Here is a 16,939-nt window from a genome sequence, read left to right on the forward strand (position 1 = left end):
CTCGGTAAAGGCCACCACCGACGGAGTCAGGTGAGACCCGTGCTTATTGGGAATGACCTTGACTTCGTTGCCCTCCACCACCGCCACCACCGAGTTGGTCGTCCCCAGGTCGATCCCGACGATCTTGCCCATGTTGCCTCCCAAGGGGCGGGGAGGACGGACCTCCGGGCGGAACCTCTCCGGGGTCCGTCTCTCCCCCCGAAGGAGCCGCGGGGGACGGGCGAAGTTACGGTCGGGACGGCGCCCCCATCCGGAAGGCCGTCGCGGTATACTAAGGTCACGAGGACCGAAGCGCGAAGGGCGGGGCGGGAATTCCGCCGGCGATTCGGCGTGCGCACCGTGAACTTTATGGAAACACCGAGCGAGATGCCGGACCCGGCTGAAGACCGCGACATCCGACTGGGAAGTCTGGCGCTTCGGGCGCGGCTGGTGACGCCCGCCCAGCTCAAAGAAGCGCTTTCGCTGCAGGCGCGGGAAGCCACCGAAGGGCGGATGCCGCGGCAGCTCGGCCTGATCCTGCTTTCGATGGGCCTGCTGACGGAGGAGCAGCTCCTGCGTCTTCTCAACGAGCAGCAGAAGCTGCGCGGCCGCGGTCCGTGAAAGAAAAACCCCTCCTCCCCGGCGGGGAGGAGGGGTGCGATGCGCGCGTCCCGGACTACGGGTCGTAGTAGAGGAAGAACTCGTAGGGATGCGGCCGCAGGCGGATCGCGTCGATTTCCTTCTTCTTGAGCGCGATCCAGGTATCGATCACGTCCTGCGTGAAGACGTCGCCCTTGAGGAGGAACTCGTGGTCCTCTTCCAGGGCGGCGATGGCCTCCTGGAGGGACCCGGGGACCTGCTTGACCTTCTTGGCCTCCTCGGGCGCGAGCTCGTAGATGTTGACGTCCAGCGGCTCGCCCGGATCGATCTTGTTCTGGATGCCGTCGAGGCCCGCCATGAGGATGGCGGCGAAGGTGAGGTACGGGTTGGACATCGGGTCCGGGGCCCGGAACTCGACCCGCTTGGCGGCGGGGCTGTCGGAGTACATCGGAATGCGGCAGACCGCCGACCGGTTGCGGCGCGAGTAGGCCAGGTTCACCGGGGCCTCGTAGCCCGGGACCAGGCGCCGGTAGCTGTTGGTCGTGGGCGAAACGATGGCCAGGAGGGCCGGCGCGTGCTTGAGGAGGCCGCCGATGTAGTGCTTGAGCGTCTCGGAGATTCCGGCGTACCCGTTCTTGTCGTAGAAGAGGGTCTGGCCGTTCTTCCAGATCGAGCTGTGGACGTGCATGCCCGAACCGTTGTCGCCGTAGAGGGGCTTGGGCATGAAGGTGGCGGTCTTGCCGAACTGGCGGGCCACGTTGCGGACGATGTACCGGTACCAGAGGCACTGGTCGGCCATCTTCGTCAGCGTCGTGAACTTCATGTCGATCTCGCACTGGCCGGCGGTGGCCACCTCGGCGTGATGGATCTCGACGCGGATGCCCGCCTCTTCCATCTTGTTGATGATGGTGGAACGGATGTCCTGGAGGTGGTCGGTCGGCGGGACGGGGAAGTACCCTTCCTTGTTGCGGGGCCGGAAGCCGAGGTTCGGCGCGCCGTTGTTCTCACGCCCGCTGTTCCAGATTCCGGCGTCCGAATCGATGTAGTAGAAACCGTAGTTCTGGCCCTGATCGAACCGGATGCTGTCGAAGATGAAGAACTCCTGCTCGGGGCCGAAGTAGCAGGTGTCGCCGATGCCGGTCTTGCGCAGGTACGCCTCGGCCTTGCGGGCGATGTAGCGCGGATCGCGCGTGTATTCCTCTCCCGAGATCGGATCGCGGACGTCGCAGACGAGGGAAAGCGTGGGGACCTGGAGGATGGGGTCCACCGTCGCCGAATCGATGTCCGGGAAGAGCAGCATGTCGCTCTCGTCGATCGTCTGGAAGCCGCGGATCGACGAGCCGTCGAAGCCGATACCGTCGTTGAAGAGGCCCTCGTTGAACTCGTGCCGCGTGATCGAGAAATGCTGCCAGGTGCCCAGGAGATCCACGAACCGCAGGTCGATGATGCGGATCCCCTTCTTGTCCATCAGCTCGTTCAGGGCCGCGACCTTGGCCGCCAGCCCCGGCCCGGCGCTCTTTTTCGGAGCGGCCGTTACCGCGTTTTTCTTCGCCATGGCAATCCCCTCGTGGCCAACGAAACCCAACCCCACACAAAAAAACGGCGCCATGCCGGGACTCGTCCTCGAATCCCCGCAAGGCGCCGTTGCCTTACTGGGGGCGGTATTATAGGTCGGCCGGTTCTTCAGTCAAGGCAAATGAAACCCGCGTCCGGGCGCTTCCCTCGCGCGCCCGGATCGTCTATGTATAGACCGTGGGCTTCGGACACCTGTACGTGGACGCGGACCCGGAAGCGGTGGCGGCGGGGATCGCGCGTCACCTCGCGGGACTGGGCTTCGCGCGCTCGGTCATGACCCCCGAGCGGCATCCCCGCCGCATGAAACAGATCCGCGAGGACCGCACGCGTCTTTATTGGATCTCGCCGCGCCTGGGCCGCTGGACGGGGGTGTTCGAATTCCGCTACTACTCGAACGAGGCGCGCGAGCGCTGGGGCTACACGGACGAGGCGCTGGCGCAGGCGCTGTCGCGCGAACTGGGCGAAACCTGGCGGATGGAGGTCCTGGACGGGGCGGGCTTCTGGCTCTGGGCACGCTACGTCGGCGGCCGGGAGACGGAGGGAGGCGCCTATCAGGACACGCCGGACGGGCGATCGGCGGACCCGGCCCATCCGCGATACGCCCTCAACCGCATCATCGAGCGCGAAGGGTTCCGGAACGTGGGCCTGGCGTACGAGCACATTCCCGGCCCTTTCGTGGCGCCGATCGAAAACGTCCCCCAAAGCGCCCAGGGAATCGAGGGCTACGAGGGGTTCCGGCACCTGGCGTTCGAGAGGACCGAGGGGGGATCGCCCTGACCCGGGAGGATCAGACTTCCATCACTTCCTTGGTCTTGCGGTCCACGTGATCCTGGACCTTGGCCTCGTAATCCTTGATGAGCCGGTCGATCTCGTCCTTGGTCCGCTTGGCGTCGTCCTCGGACATCTGCCGCGCCTTTTCCTCGGACTCGACCTGGGCGTTGGCGTCGCGGCGGATGTTGCGCAGCGCCACCTTGGCTTTTTCCCCGAGCTCCTTGACCATCTTGGACATCTGACGGCGGCGTTCTTCCGACAGCGGCGGAACCGCCAGGCGGACGAGCTTGCCGTCGGTCTGAGGAGTGAGTCCCACTTCGGACTTCTGGATCGCCTTGACGATGGCGTCGACCGCCCCGGGGTCGAAGGGCTTGACCATGATCATGCGGGGTTCCGGCACGGTGATCGAGGCCAGGGACTTCAGCGGCGTGGGCGTGCCGTAGTAGTCCACCTTGATGCCTTCCACGAGACCCGCGGAGGCCCGGCCCGTGCGGACGGCCTTGAGCTCGTCCGCCAGAACGGCGACCGCCTTTTCCATGCGGTCCTCGGCTTCCAGGACGATGTCGTCGTAGGGCATGGCGGCTACCTCTTGTGGGCTTTCCGGAGCGCCCGCTCGGGGGCGGGGGCGCCCGCGACGGTCTCCTCGTCGGCGATCAGCGTCCCGATCGCCTCTCCCCGCACGGCGCGGACGATGTTCCCGTCCCGCCGGAGATTGAAAACGATGATGGGCAGTCCGTGCTCCATGCACATCGAGATGGCCGTGACGTCCATGACGCCGAGGCGCCGGTTGAGGACGTCGAGGTACGTCAGGCGCTCGATCTTGCGGGCCTTGGGGTTCTTGTGAGGGTCGTCGGTGTAGACCCCGTCCACCTTGGACGCCTTCAGAAGCACGTCGCACCCGAGTTCCGTGGCGCGCAGGGCGGCGGCGGTGTCGGTCGTGAAATGGGGATTTCCGGTGCCGGCGGCCAGGATGACGGCGCGTCCCTTTTCCATGTGCCGCATGGCCCGCCGGCGGATCCAGGGCTCCGCCACGGAATGCACGCCGATGGCCGTCAGCACGCGCGTGGGGACGGCCATGTGCTCGAGCACGTCCTGAAGCGCCAGCGCGTTGATGACCGTGGCGAGCATCCCCATGTAATCGCCGGTGGCCTGGGAGACGCCGTGGCGGGAAATCTCGCCGCCGCGCACGATGTTGCCCCCGCCCACGACGACGGCGATCTCGGTGCCGGCGGAAGCGGCTTCCTTGATCTGGCGGGCGATGGATTGAACTTCGTCGATGTCGATGCCGTGCGCCCCTTCCTTGCAGAACGCCTCCCCGCTGATCTTCAGCAGGACGCGCTTGTACCGGGGCGTGGCCATGGGGTCGCCTACTTGCCCACTTCCATCCGGACGAACCGGCGCAAAACGATGTTCTCCTTGAGAACCCCGATCTTGGACTTGAGGAAATCCCCGTACGTCCCCTTGAACTTCTCCTCCTTCGGGAACGGCATGTGCAGGAGGCACTTCTGGGAATACAGGTTCTTCTCGAGCTTTCCTTCGAGGATCTTGGCGGCGATCTCCGGGGGCTTCCCCTTGATGTCCGCCTCGTACTTTTTCTTCTCCTCCTCGACGAGTTCCTTGGGCAGATCCTCCTTCGAGACCGCCAGGGGATCGAAGGCGGCCACCGCGATGGCCAGTTCCCGGAGGAGATCCTGGAACTCCTCGTTCTTGGCGACGAAGTCGGTCTCGCACGTCAACTCGACCATCGCGCCCACCTTGCCGGTGGTGTGGAGGTAGACGCCGATCCGCCCCTCCTTGGTCTGCTTTTCGGCGAGCTTGGCGCCGCGGTCCAGGCCCCACTTCTTGAGAAGCTCCTTGGCGCGCGCCTTGTCGCCGCCGGCTTCCTGGAGGGCGCGCTTGCACTCCATGATTCCGGCGCTGGTTTCCTGCCGGAGTTCGTTGACCTGTTTGGCGTCGATCGTCATCGCGCTAGGCTCCTGCGGTCGCCGCGGCGGGCGGAGGGGATTGGGACGGAGGGGCCGACGGCGGGGGCGGCTTGGAGGGCCCGCCCGCGCGGCTGGGGGTCGTGGCCCGGCGCGGCCGGCCGCCCTTCCCCACCGTGATGGCGCCCGGCTTCTCGGGCATCGAAATGCTGACGGCGCCGGCCTTCTGGATTTCCTCCGCCTTGGGCACGCCCACCGGATGGGCCTTCCCCTCCAGCACCGCGTCCGCCAGGCGGCTGATGATGATCTGCACGACCTTCATCGAGTCGTCGTTGCACGGGATCGGGACGTCGATCTCCTCGGGGTCTCCGTCCGTGTCGATCAGGGCCACGGTCGCCGCGCCGATCTTATGGGCCTCGGCGACGGCGATCTCCTCGTGACAGGGGTCCACCAGCACGAGACACGCCGGCAGGCGGTCCATCGTCCGCAGGCCGTCCAGGTTCCTCAGGAGCTTGCGCTTCTCCCGCTGGATCGCCGCCTGCTCCTTCTTGGAGTACCGGTTGATCGTTCCGTCCTGCTCCCACTGCTCGATTTCGCGCAGGCGCTCGAGGCGCTTGCGGATCGTCTCGTAGTTGGTGAGCGTCCCGCCGAGCCAGCGCTCCGCCACGTACGGCATCCCGCAGCGCTGGGCTTCGGCGCGGATGACGGCGCCCGCCTGCCGCTTGGTGCCGACGAAGAGGATCAGTTCTCCGCGGGCCGCCAGGTTCTTGAGGAAGTGCCACGCCTTGACCAGCCCCTTGACCGTCTGGCGGACGTCGATGATGTGGATGAGGCTCTTGCGGGCGTGGATGTAGGGAGCCATCTTAGGGTTCCACCGGCTCACGCGGTGACCATAGTGGGCCCCCGAGGCCAGAAGTTCCCGAGCGGAAATCACAAGCGACGGCGGCATTCCTTCCTCCAAAAGCAGCCGGCGGAAGTACGGCGGTTCGGAACCCGCCCCGGAGCGTGCCGGGCTCCCGGGCGGCGACGCGAGGTCGGAATCTAGCCGAAACCGCTTCGCGCTGTCAACAGTTTATTCGAGAGCCGCCTCGGAAGAAAGCGTCCCTTTCGCCCCGCGGCCCCGAAGGTCGTTGACGCTGCATGGATTATGAAATACAATACCGTCGGAGCCTGCGGGAGAGGGAAAGGAAGGACGCTTGTTCGCCGTCCTCGCCGCCGCCGCGCTCCTCCCGGCGCAGGAACCGCCCCGGATCGACGACCTGGGCGCCGAGTCCCCCGCCGTCCGAGAAGCCGCCGCCGAAGGTTTCGCCCGCCGGGGGCGCGCCGCCTGGCCCGCCCTCCAGGAGGCCGCCCGCGCTCACCCCGATCCCGAAGTCCGCGCCCGCGCCGCCGAACTCCTCCGCCGCGCCCGCCTCCGGCGCCGCCTTCCCTACCGCCTCCTCGACGAACACCCGGACGCCCTCGAAACCCTCGAGGGCTCCGGAACTCCCGCCAAAATCCGCCTCGTGCGTTCCTTGACCCGCTGCTTCGAAGAAACCTCCGACCTCCTGGAGAACTTGACCCGCGACCCGGACCCCGAAGTCGCTCTGGCCGCGGCCGAAACCCTTCAGGAAAACCGCTCGTACGAATGGATCGAGCCGATCCTGGCCGCCTACGCCGCCGAGGAGGGCCTCCGCGCCGGACGGTTCCTGGAGCTGCTCACCGCCGCCGCCTCGCGCATCCCGCCGGACACGCTCCAGGCGACGTTCCGGCAGGCCGGACCGGCCGGCCGCGTGCGCCTCGTCCACTTGGCGCTCCAGGCGGGCCTTCCTCTCCCCGTCTCCGAAACCATGCTCCGGGCCTGGCTGCGCACCGGCCCCGCTTCCGTCCGCCGGGCGGCCCTCGCCTGGCTGCGCGACCGCGTCCCCCTGGGCTCCTTCCCCGAAATCGTCCCCCTCCTGGCCGACCCCGACCCGAACGTGGCCTCCGAAGCGCTGTCCACCCTGCGCTCCCTGCGCGGGCGCCTCGACGCCGCCACGCTGGCCGCCCTGCTGGAACACGACGAGCCCGCCGTGCGCGAAGAGGCGATCCAGACCGTCCTGGCCTTCGAGGAGCGATCCCTCGCCCCGGCCCTCCGCCGGCGCCTCGAGGATCCCTCCGCCGCCGTCCGCCAGTCCGCCCTGGCGGCGCTCGGAAAGCTCGAGGGCGAGGCGGCCCTCGAATGGGCTTTCGACGTTTTCCGCAGGGATGCCGGCGAAACCCGCGAACAGGCCATGAGTCTCCTGGCGCGCCGGCCGGAATGGACCCTCCCGCGCCTCGTCGCCATGGCCGCCGACCCCGACCCCGAGCGCCGGCGCCGCGCGTACGAGCTTCGGGCCCGGATCGAAGGTCCGGCGGCCCTTCACCCGCTGAGCGCCGACCCCGAGGAATCCGTGCGCTTCTGGGCCGTGGGACAGATCCTTCGGCGCTCCGACACGCCGGGCGCGCGGCCCGCGCTGGAAGCCTTCGCGCGCGACCCGGCCGACGCGGTCCGCTTTGAAGCCGTGCGCGCCCTCGTCCGCATGGGCTGGAGCGAACATCTGCCGTCCCTGGAGACGTTCCTGGCCGGCCGCGAGTTCACGCTGCGCCACGACGCCGCCGAGACGCTCCTGGAACGACCGGGGGAAGCGCCCCTCGCGCTGGCGCGGCAGCTCCTGGCGGACGAAGATCCCGCGCTGCGCCGCCTGGCGCTCAACGCCCTGGCGGACCGGCGCGAGCCCGGGTGGACGGACCTGGCCGCGGACCTTCTGGCCCACCCCGACGGCCGCCTGCGCCGCGCCGCGGCGCATTACCTGGGCCGGGATCTCGCCGCGCGGCCCCGTCCGGAGACGGTCGCGCGCCTCGCGGCTTCCCTGGACCGGGCCGAGGACGAGACGCTCGCGCTGATCTTCCGGCTCGTCCTGGAGCACGGAGACGCCCGGTGCGCCGCTCCCCTCCGGGCCCTGCTCCTGTCCGGCCGCGCGCCGCATCCGGAACGCGCGGTCCGGACGCTGGCCGCGTGGGCCGGCCCGGAAGCGCCGGCCGAGCTGGCGGGCCTGCTCCTCCGCGACGTCTCGATGCAGGAGACCGTGCTTCTGGCCCTGCGCGAGGCGCGGCGGACATTCCCGGGCGCCGGAACGGCGGAGCTGGCCGCCGCCCTGGAAAAGCTGCGCGCCGATCCGGACCGGCGGCGCCGCCGCGCGGCGGTGGCCCTGGCGGAAGAGCTCGGACGGAGCGCGGACATCCTCCCCGCGCTGGTCGGAGATCCGGAGCCGTCCGTGCGTCACGCCGCGATCGCCGCCTGCGGGCGGCTGGGTCTGGCGGACGCCGCCGACGCCGTCGCGGCGCGTCTCGACGACGAGGATCCGGACGTCCGGATCGCCGCCGTGGGGACGCTTCTGGCCCTGCGCCCGTCCCGGCGCCCGGAGCTCGAAGCGGCCGCGGCGCGCGAGGAATGCGCCTGGGCGCGCCGTCGCATGGAACTGGCGCTGCGGCGGTGAATCCCGCGCCGGACGTCAGACGGCCCGATACTTCCGCAGGAGCCGCAGCGTCCGCTCCATGTCCGCCGCCAGAGGAGCCGTGAACTCCACGATCCGGCCGGTCGCCGGATGGGTGAAGGCGATGCTGTACGCGTGAAGCGCCTGCCGCATCAGAAGCGGCTCCTTCGGATCGTCGACCAGCGGATCCGATTCCGCCCCCAGGTCCCGCAGGAACAGCGCGTCGCGCTTCCCGTACGTCGAGTCGGCCACGCAGGGGTGCCCGATCGAAGCCATGTGGACCCGGATCTGGTGGGTCCGCCCCGTGCGCGGGGCGACTTCGACGAAGGTGAAACCCCGGAACCGCTCCAGGACCCGGTAGAAACTCGTGGCGGCCTTGCCTTCGCCCTTGCGGACCACCGCCATGCGCTCGAAGTCGCGCTTGTGACGGCCGATGTCCTTGTCGATCACGTCCTCGTCGAAGGGAACCTCGCCTTCGACGATCGCCCGGTAGCTTTTCTCGACCGTGCGCTCCTGGAACTGGCGGGTGAGTTCTCCGTGGGCCCGGAGCGTCTTGGCGGCGATGATGATGCCGCTGGTGTCCTTGTCGATCCGATGGACGATGCCGGGCTTGTAGACCTCGTCGGTTTCGGGAAGCACGCCGCAGTGATGAAGCAGCGCGTTGACGAGCGTGTCGTCCCAATGTCCGGCGGCCGGGTGGACGACGAACTGAGGCGGCTTGTTGATGGCGATGAGGTGCTCGTCCTCGTAGACGATGTCGAGCGGAATCGCGGCGGGCACCACGTGGGGCTGGAGGAGGCGCGGCATCCGGCAGACGATCCGGTCGCCCAGGTTGATCTCGTAGCTCGGCTTGGAGGGCCGGCCGTTGACCGTGATCCGGCCGTCCTTGATGAGCTTCTGAACGAGCGTGCGGGAATACTCGGGCAGCCGCTTGTGGACGTAGACGTCCAGGCGCTGGAGCACGGACTCCTTGTGGATGACGAATTCGTGCTCCACCGTCCGATCGAAATCGACTTTGACCGGCTTGGCCACGCGGGACAGATTAGCAGCCCGACCCGGGGAGTCAACGGGCGTCCTTTCCTTTTGTTGATTCGGGCCCGGGGACCTCTATAATAGCCCCTCATCCCTTCGAGGACCCCGACCATGAGACGGTTCGCGCTCCTTGTGCCCCTCCTGGCGCTGGGCGCCGCCTCCCGCGCGGGGTTCCGCCTTGAGGAGGTCCTTCCCGAGGAGACGCTCTTCTTCTTCGAGACCCCTTCCGTGGCCGATTTCCGGGAGGCCTTCCGCAAGAGCCGCCTCCAGGCGTTTCTGGACGACGAAGAGATCCGGGCGTTCGGCCGGGGGGCGGTGGAGGCCCTCCAGAAGGGGCTCGAGGGCGCCCGCAAGGACATCGAGAAGGAAACCGGCCTTTCGCTCGAGGAGATTGTGAAGCTTCCGTCGGGGCAGGCGGCGCTCGCGGTCCGGGGCCTGACCCGCGGGGATCCGCCCGGGCCGGACGCGGTCCTTTCGATCGACTGCCCCGGGCGCCGGGAGGCCGCGCTCAAGATCGCCGGCTATCTGCGGCGGCTCTACGAACGCGCCGCCGGCAGGCCCGCCGAAACCTGGAAAGCCGGGGACGTGGAGGTCACGCGGGGGGAGTTCGGACCCGGCCTGGAGGTGCACCTGGCGGTCGCGGGGGACACGCTCCTGGCGGCCACCGCGCGGGCCACGATGGAGGAGATCCTCGCGCGGCGCGCGCCGCAGTCCCTGGCCCGGGCCGCCCGATTCCAGGAAGCCCGCCGCCGGGCGGCCGCGCGGGAGGCGTTTTTCTACATCGATCTGGCGGGCCTCGTCCGGCAGGCGGAGGAGCATCTGGGCGAAGGGGAGCGCAAGACGCTCCGGGCCCTGGGCCTGCACGGTTTCACGTACGCGTGCGGCGGCCTGACGCTGGGCCCGGACCGCGCCCTCGAGCGGCTTTTCCTCGCCGCCGGCCCCGAGCGCCGCGGCCTGGCGAAATTCCTTTCCCTCAAGGGTCCCGCGCCCGGGGTCGAGGCCGCCCCCGCCGGGGCGCTCTCGTTCGTCTCCTTCTCGGTGGACGCCGCGGAGCTTTACGACACGTTCCTCGAAGTCCTCAAGAGCGCCGACGAGGCCGAGGCGGCCCGGGCCGCCGACGCCATCGACGAGTTCGAGCGGCAGGCGGGGATTTCCCTCAAGAACGACCTCTTCGCCGCGTTCGGCCCGCGCGTGTGGGCCTACGCCGCCTTTCCGCCCCACGGCCTGATCCCGGAGGCGGTCACCTGCTTCGAGATCCGCGACGCGGAGCGCTTCGAAAAGTGCCTGCAGGCGGCTCTGCGGAACCTGTCGGCCGAGCTGGGCGAGGTCTCCTTCGAAGGAACGTCGATCCGATACCTCCGGTTCCCGCGGCCGCCCGATCTGCCCGACGAGGCGCGCGCGTTCCTCTCGACGGTGTATTTCCTGCGGGACGGCGACAAGCTCTACACCAGCGGGGGGGCCTCCCTGCCGCTGGGTTTCGGCGGAGCCAACGCCCTCAAGCGCCACCTGCGGCGCGCCTCGGAACCGCGGCTGTCGGGCGCGCCGGCCGAGGGGGACGCCCGCGGGGCCTCGATGATCGCGTACGTCGACCTCGAGCAGGCCTTCCGGGCGGGATACAACACGCTCGTGCCGCTTCTGTTCGTCTTCCGGGACGCGCTCTTCCGGGGGTCGGGCCTGGAGCTTCTGAAACTTCCGCGGGGCGACGTGCTCGGCCGGCACCTGGGGCGGATGACGGCCCTGGCCGCGGTCGAGCCCGGCGGGCTGCGGGTGGACGTTCATTCGGCCGCCGGGGTGACCCTCATGGCGGCCGTCTACGCGGGAGCCGCGGCGGCGGTGGCGGTCCCGGCCGCGATGCGGGCGCGGGAAAACACGCGGCTGTCGGAATGTCAGGCGCAGTGCTCGGCCGTCTCCTTCGCCCTGGCCAGCTACCACGCGGAGCACGGGAAATACCCGGACGGGACCGGCCGCGCGCTCCTCAAGCAGCTCCGGGAGGCCGAGGAGCTCCAGGAGGAACCGCGGTGCCCGTTTTCGGGAGCGCCCTCCTTCCGGGGCCCGGCGAAAGACGTCAATCTCCTGGAGGACGGGGACGTGATTTTCTGCGACGAGCCCCGCAACCATCCCGACGGTTCGATCAACGCGCTGCGGAAAAACGGGAAGGTCGAAACGCTCCGGCCGGGCACGCCGGAGTACGAAAAGGCCCTGCGGACCACGAAGGGAAACTGAGCCGAACGACTCTATGATGCTCACCTGCGCGAAGTGCGGCCGTCGCCATCCTCTGACCGAAGAGGAAGTGGCTTTCTTTTACCCGAGGTTCTTCTGCCTGTCCTGCGGGGAGCGGATCGCGTTTCCCGTGGAGGACGAGCGGGTGCGGGAACTGCGGGCCAAGAACGACCCGGACCGCCGGCTCGCCCCGGAGGATCTGGCGGCGCTCGACGGCAAGGACCGGCCGCGCAAGGCGCTGCGGGAAGCGGGCGCCGGGGGCGGCGCGGACGGCGGTTAACGAATCGCGCCGAATCTCCCCGTTTTTCGCGAGGCGCCGCCGCGCTAATCCAGCCAGTCCTTCTCCTTGAGCTTCCGCGGCAGGTAGTCCGTGGTGAGGTAGCGGAAATCCTTGTTCGCCAGCGCGTCGAGCTCGTACTTGAGGCCGCTGGCGAGCATGTGCTTGATTTCCTTCTGCCAGTGCTTCTTCTGGAACCACGGATATCCCAGAAGCTCCCGGGCGCGTGCGACGTCCTTGTCGTTGAGCTTGATGCCCACGTTCCGGGGCAGCTTATGCTTCTCCGGATCGAAGCTCGAAAGGCCGATGAACTTCGCCTCCGGGATGGCCATCCGCTGGCTTTCGAAGGCCAGGTTGATCGAACCCTGCTTGACGACGGAGTAGATGTAGTATCCCCAGGGATCGTTGTCCACGAGGACGTAGACGGGCAGGCGGTGCTCGTCGTGGAGCCGCCGGGCCAGGCGGCGCACGCCGCGCGGCGGCTGGCCGTTCCCGGTCAGAAGGATGCAGTTGTGCCGGCGCCAGAACTTGTCCTCGGCCAGCCGGTTCCACTGCGTGCCCTTCTCGACCAGGAGCACGAAGTCCGCCGTGCACTTCTTGATCCGGATCTCCTCCGGCTCGACGATCGAGGGGACCGAATAGCCCCCCTTCCCCAGACGCGCGCAGTCCACCGTGTCCCCGGCGTCCACCAGGACCAGCGGCCCCACCACCGTCCCCGCGTTCTCGGCCCGCACATGCAGCTCCTCGCGGAGCGCGTCGAGCGTCACTTCGAGATCCTCGATGATCGGATCGCTCTCGTCCTGGGAATCGAAGGTGTTCTCCGCGGAGTCCTTCAGCGTGTGCTTGGTCCGGTAGTAGATTTCCCGCAGCGAGGTCGTCAGCTCCTGCCGCTGAAGCTCCGCCAGGGCGTCGGCCACGAGCATCGTCTGCATGAACTTCTTGGCCATGCCCAGGTTGAAGAAAGTGCGGGCCTGCCTCCCCCTGCCCATCTCGATGATCCCCTTCTTCTCGTTGAAGGAGACGTTGGAGAGGGCGCGGACGGGGATCTCGATCTTGGGGTCCTGCTTCCGGCGGGCCGCCTCGACGACGAGGTCCGCCAGGCCGACGAGCTTGTCCTCAACGCTTGCTGCCTTGGCCATCCTTCTTCTCCTTCTTGGGAGCGGGACCCCCGGCCGCCGGCGCGGCGGCGGGCGGGAGCTCCGGAACGGCCCCCTGGGCCCCCTCGGCCGTCACGATGATCGTGGACTCGCGGGGCACGGCCTCCTCTTCGTCCTTCCGGCGGCCGACGAGTTCGTCGGTCTTCTCGCCGCCGGTCAGCGAATGGGCGATCGACTGAAGCTGCTTCTTGAGCCGTTCCCCGTCGAGTTTGCCTTTCTTGAGGCGCCGGCACGCCTCGGCCACTTCCTCGATGTACGCGGCGAAGATGTTGCGCCGCTTGTACTCCAGCTGGGCGCGTTCCCGGCGCCGCACGAAGGCGGCCAGCCGCCGCCCCGCTTCGTTGAGGGCCAGACGGATCTCCTTGCGGATCTCGTCGTAGTCGGCCACCGCTTCCTTCGATTCGCTCGTGAAAGGGACCCAGACGCTGGCCATGTGGACGAAGATGACGAGCGGCCCCTGGGGCAGCGCCCCGCGCGACTGCGGAATCCCGTAGTTGCGCCACGAGGTGTCGATCACGGCCTTCGTGATCGCGCACGCCCCGGGCTGGTAGAGCAGAGGCACCCGGTTGGCGAACCGCATGAGCCGCGCCAGCGGCACCTCGCCGTCCTTCTCGGACGCCTCCCCCTCCGCCATCGGCAGGGCTTCCTCAGCCTCGACGGCGCTCCGGGCCATCGCCCCGGAACCGGTCCCGTACGCCAGCCCCACCTCGATCACGAAGGGATTGCCGCGATAGACCGCCGGCTTTCGCGTGACGGCCGTGTAGAAATCCCCCTTGATCTGCTTGTAAAGCCCGGCCAGGATCGCCTTTTCCCCGATCGGCGAAAGGCAGTCCGTGGGCGGGTTCATCAGCGGGGTCTGCTGGATGGCCCGGTAGAGGCGCTCCGCCGCCTCTCCCACGACGTTCCGCGGCCGCATCTGCGGGTCCAGCCCCGCCTTCCCGCAGATCTCCTGCGCCACCTTCGGCGACACGCGCGAGAAGTCGCTCGTCAGGAACCCGGAAAGCCAGTGGCTCTTGGTGTCCTGAAGCATCTTGAGCAGGACCCCGAGCTCGATGCCGTACGGGTGCGGCTTGATCTCCCGCGGGGCGGCGGGAAGTTCGTTCACCATCCGCTCGAAGACCGTCTTCTGCCCCTCGGGGTTGACGTACACGATCCGCGCGTGCGGGTTGGCGATCGAGGTCTGCTCCAGGAACTCGTCGACCGACGTGCGCCCCTTCTGGTAGCGGCCTTCGAGCTCGATCGACACGCTCGTCCCGTGCGGCCGGTCCCATGCGATCTCCCGGTTGGCCAGGACGCGCGGCTCGTTTTTGGCGGTGTCGATCTGGATTTCCACGTACCGCGCGGGCTTCTTCTCCCCCGTGCGGGAGATGACCCTGACGGGCTTGCCCGTGGTGAGCTGCCCGTAAAGCCCGGCGGCGGAGATGCCGATGCCCTGCTGGCCGCGGCTCATCCGGAGCCGGTGAAACTTGGATCCGTAGAGAAGCTTGGCGAAAATCCGCGCGATCTGGTCGGGGACGATTCCGGGGCCGTTGTCCGTGACGGTGACGACGAAGCGGTCCGCCTGGTAGACCGAGGGCCGCCCGCCCTCCGGAGCGGCGCCGTTTCCCGCGGGCGCCGCAGAAGCGGTTTCGGCCGCCTTGGGAACCGTTCCCCCGTTGGCGGCCACTTCGATTTTGACCTCGATCTCGGGAAGGATGCGGGCTTCTTCGCAGGCGTCGAGGGAGTTATCCACGGCCTCCTTGACGGCCGTCAGGAGCGCCTTCCGGGGGCTGTCGAACCCCAGAAGGTGCCGATTCTTGGCGAAGAATTCCGAGACGGAGATTTCCCGCTGCTTCTTGGCCAGGTCCTCGGCCGTCACCCGAACCGGGGCGGCTTCGCGGACCTCCTGGAGCCCAGGGCGGGCCTTGCTCTTGGGCATCGCGGCGCCCATCGTTTCCCCCTTCTTCGCGGATGGATTCCCTGCAGGTCGTTTGCGCTTCACGGGCGAGCCCCCGTCCGGGCGGTCGGCCGTCGGCGTCGAGGCGGGCCCCTCTCGTCCGCGAAAAGTATACCATGCCCCGACCCGCTTGCCTAGGTCCGGACGCCCGGGACGACCGATGAAAACCGGCCCGTGAGACCGGATGGGTCACGCAGGCGCCGAAGGGTCATCCCTGCGCGGACGGGGCCTTGGCGGCCGGGCGCGTCGCCGGGGAGCGCGCCAGGCGGTTGAGCGCCTGGGCGTAGGCCCGGGCGCTGGCCTCCACGACGTTGACGCTGGAGGCGCGGCCGTCGGCCCGGCGGCCCTCGTGCTCCACGGTGACGCGCACCTCGCCCACGGCGTCCTTGCCCGCCGTCGTCGCGCGCACGGAGTAGTCGAGCAGCTTTCCCGTCATCCCGCAGGCCTGGTCGATCGCCTTGCAGGCGGCTTCCACGGGCCCGTAGGCCCAGGCCGACCGCATGACGGTCTCGTTCCGAACCTTCATCGTCACCGTGGCGTGGGAGACGATGTCCGTGCCGCTGGTGAACTGGAGGTGCTCGAGAATGAACGGACCCGAGGCGGACGGCTCCCCCGCCTCGCCCACCAGGGCCAGGAGATCCTCGTCGGTCACCCGCTTGACGCGGTCGGCCAGATCCTTGAAACGCTCGAAGGCTTTCTCGAACTCCGCCTCCTCGAGGTCCACGCCGAGCTCCACGAGCTTGCGGCGGAAGGCGTGGCGGCCCGAATGCTTGCCGAGCAGCAGCTTGGATCCGGACGCGCCGACCGATTCGGGCTTGAGGATCTCGTAGGTTTCCTGCTTGGCCAGGACGCCGTGCTGATGGATGCCCGACTCATGAGCGAAGGCGTTGGATCCCACGACCGCCTTGTTGGGCTGGACGGGGACGCCGGTGATCTCGACGAGCAGCGAGCTTGTGGGAATGATCTCCTCGGTGCGCACGCCCGTGTCGGCGTTGAAGTGCTCGGGCCGGTGCTTGAGGGCCATGACGATCTCTTCGAGGGCGGCGTTGCCGGCGCGCTCGCCGATGCCGTTGATGGTGCATTCCACCTGTCCGGCGCCGGCGCGCACGGCCTCGAGCGAGTTGGCCACCGCCAGGCCCAGATCGTCGTGGCAGTGGACCGAAAGCACGACGTCCGACGCTCCGGGCACGCGCCGGAGGATCTCCCGGATGAGATCCCCGTACTCCCAGGGAACGGTATGGCCCACGGTGTCCGGGAGATTCACCGTCCGGGCGCCCGCCTTGATCACCGCCTCGACGACCCGGCACAGGTAATCGCGGTCGCTCCGGGTGGCGTCCTCGGCGGAGAACTCGACGTCGTCGGTGTGCTTGCGGGCGTGCCGCACGGCCGCCACCGCCGCTTCGAGGACCGCCTCGCGGGTCATCCGGAGCTTGTGCTGGAGGTGGATGTCGCTGGTGGCGATGAAGGTATGGATGCGGGGCCGCGGAGCGCCCTTGAGGGCCTCGGCCGCGCGATCGATGTCCTGCATCTTGGCCCGGCAGAGGCCCGCCACGGTCGCGCGGGCCCCGACGACGCGGGCCACTTCCTTCACCGCCTCGAAGTCGGCGTTCGAAGCCGCCGGAAAGCCGGCCTCGACGATATCCACTCCGAGCTGGGCGAGCTGCTCGGCGAGCGTCGCCTTCTCGGAGACGTTCATGGAAAAGCCGGGGGACTGCTCGCCGTCGCGCAGCGTGGTGTCGAAAACGAGGATCCGCCGCATATCTACGCCCCTACGCTTGGGAGAAATCGAACGAAGGGAAGAAACCGGCCGCGTTTCGGGGAACCGCCGGGGAAACCCCTAGCGGCTCCCCCCGGTAAGGGGGAGGGAAAGCGCCTGCGGAAGGTCCCGGCCGTGTCTCCAAACCATCGGTTTCTCTCGTCGTTCGTTACGCGCGGCCGGCGGGCGGCGCGGCGGAAGGCGCCGGCGCGGACGCGCC

At 68.7% G+C, this 16,939-nt stretch carries 15 protein-coding genes; 5 read left to right on the plus strand and 10 right to left on the minus strand.

Features of this window, described 5'->3' with window-relative positions:
- Nucleotides 1–132, minus strand: a 132-nt coding sequence (locus VNO22_14760) for an Hsp70 family protein (GenBank protein ID HXG62628.1), incomplete at its 3' end; no start/stop codon positions are given.
- Nucleotides 133–366: 234 nt separating this feature from the next.
- Between VNO22_14760 and VNO22_14765 the strand changes: the two genes are divergently transcribed.
- Complete coding sequence (locus tag VNO22_14765; GenBank protein ID HXG62629.1) at nt 367–600, plus strand: hypothetical protein; 234 nt, start codon at nt 367–369, stop codon at nt 598–600.
- A gap of 55 nt (nt 601–655) precedes the next feature.
- On the opposite strand, the gene glnA is transcribed toward VNO22_14765, so the two are convergent.
- A complete protein-coding gene (glnA, locus tag VNO22_14770; protein ID HXG62630.1) occupies nt 656–2,047 on the minus strand; it encodes a type I glutamate--ammonia ligase in 1,392 nt (463 codons plus the stop codon).
- A 284-nt stretch (nt 2,048–2,331) separates the two neighbouring features.
- Here glnA and VNO22_14775 point away from each other — a divergent pair, with 284 nt between their 5' ends.
- Nucleotides 2,332–2,931, plus strand: coding sequence for a hypothetical protein (locus tag VNO22_14775; protein HXG62631.1), 600 nt, complete (start codon nt 2,332–2,334; stop codon nt 2,929–2,931).
- A 10-nt stretch (nt 2,932–2,941) separates the two neighbouring features.
- Here VNO22_14775 and frr read toward each other — a convergent pair whose 3' ends face one another.
- Genes frr through rpsB form a run of 4 tightly spaced genes read right to left on the minus strand, consistent with a single transcriptional unit; the run spans nt 2,942 to nt 5,796 of the window.
- Entirely contained in the window at nt 2,942–3,502 is a 561-nt protein-coding gene (frr, locus tag VNO22_14780; protein HXG62632.1) for a ribosome recycling factor, read from the minus strand.
- Between the two features lie 5 nt (nt 3,503–3,507).
- On the minus strand, nt 3,508–4,284 hold the full coding sequence (pyrH, locus tag VNO22_14785) for a UMP kinase (GenBank protein HXG62633.1): 777 nt from the start codon (nt 4,282–4,284) through the stop codon (nt 3,508–3,510).
- Nucleotides 4,285–4,292: 8 nt separating this feature from the next.
- Complete coding sequence (gene tsf / locus VNO22_14790; protein ID HXG62634.1) at nt 4,293–4,889, minus strand: elongation factor Ts; 597 nt, start codon at nt 4,887–4,889, stop codon at nt 4,293–4,295.
- Nucleotides 4,890–4,893: 4 nt separating this feature from the next.
- Nucleotides 4,894–5,796 (minus strand): 30S ribosomal protein S2, encoded by a 903-nt coding sequence (gene rpsB, locus VNO22_14795; protein HXG62635.1) that lies wholly within the window; start codon nt 5,794–5,796, stop codon nt 4,894–4,896.
- 247 nt (nt 5,797–6,043) lie between these two features.
- Between rpsB and VNO22_14800 the strand changes: the two genes are divergently transcribed.
- A complete protein-coding gene (locus tag VNO22_14800) occupies nt 6,044–8,344 on the plus strand; it encodes a HEAT repeat domain-containing protein (protein ID HXG62636.1) in 2,301 nt (766 codons plus the stop codon).
- A 15-nt stretch (nt 8,345–8,359) separates the two neighbouring features.
- On the opposite strand, the gene VNO22_14805 is transcribed toward VNO22_14800, so the two are convergent.
- The gene (locus VNO22_14805; protein HXG62637.1) at nt 8,360–9,373 is read right to left on the minus strand and encodes an RluA family pseudouridine synthase; all 1,014 of its coding nucleotides are present in this window, start codon (nt 9,371–9,373) and stop codon (nt 8,360–8,362) included.
- A 111-nt stretch (nt 9,374–9,484) separates the two neighbouring features.
- Here VNO22_14805 and VNO22_14810 point away from each other — a divergent pair, with 111 nt between their 5' ends.
- Together VNO22_14810 and VNO22_14815 are read left to right on the plus strand one after the other, a co-directional pair.
- A complete protein-coding gene (locus VNO22_14810) occupies nt 9,485–11,596 on the plus strand; it encodes a hypothetical protein (GenBank protein ID HXG62638.1) in 2,112 nt (703 codons plus the stop codon).
- Nucleotides 11,597–11,609: 13 nt separating this feature from the next.
- Nucleotides 11,610–11,873 (plus strand): hypothetical protein, encoded by a 264-nt coding sequence (locus tag VNO22_14815; GenBank protein ID HXG62639.1) that lies wholly within the window; start codon nt 11,610–11,612, stop codon nt 11,871–11,873.
- 44 nt (nt 11,874–11,917) lie between these two features.
- Here the strand turns inward: VNO22_14815 and VNO22_14820 are convergent, their stop codons facing one another.
- From VNO22_14820 to VNO22_14830, 3 genes are all read right to left on the minus strand, one after another.
- Nucleotides 11,918–13,009: a DNA topoisomerase IV subunit A gene (locus tag VNO22_14820; protein HXG62640.1), complete on the minus strand. Its 1,092-nt coding sequence runs from the start codon at nt 13,007–13,009 to the stop codon at nt 11,918–11,920.
- Complete coding sequence (locus tag VNO22_14825) at nt 12,987–14,957, minus strand: DNA topoisomerase VI subunit B (protein ID HXG62641.1); 1,971 nt, start codon at nt 14,955–14,957, stop codon at nt 12,987–12,989. Before VNO22_14825 ends, VNO22_14820 begins: the two co-directional genes overlap by 23 nt.
- Before the next feature lie 214 nt (nt 14,958–15,171).
- The gene (locus VNO22_14830) at nt 15,172–16,722 is read right to left on the minus strand and encodes a 2-isopropylmalate synthase (GenBank protein HXG62642.1); all 1,551 of its coding nucleotides are present in this window, start codon (nt 16,720–16,722) and stop codon (nt 15,172–15,174) included.
- Nucleotides 16,723–16,939: the final 217 nt, after the last annotated feature.

This window comes from Planctomycetota bacterium, from assembly GCA_035574235.1.
Classification (GTDB): domain Bacteria; phylum Planctomycetota; class MHYJ01; order MHYJ01; family JACPRB01; genus DATLZA01.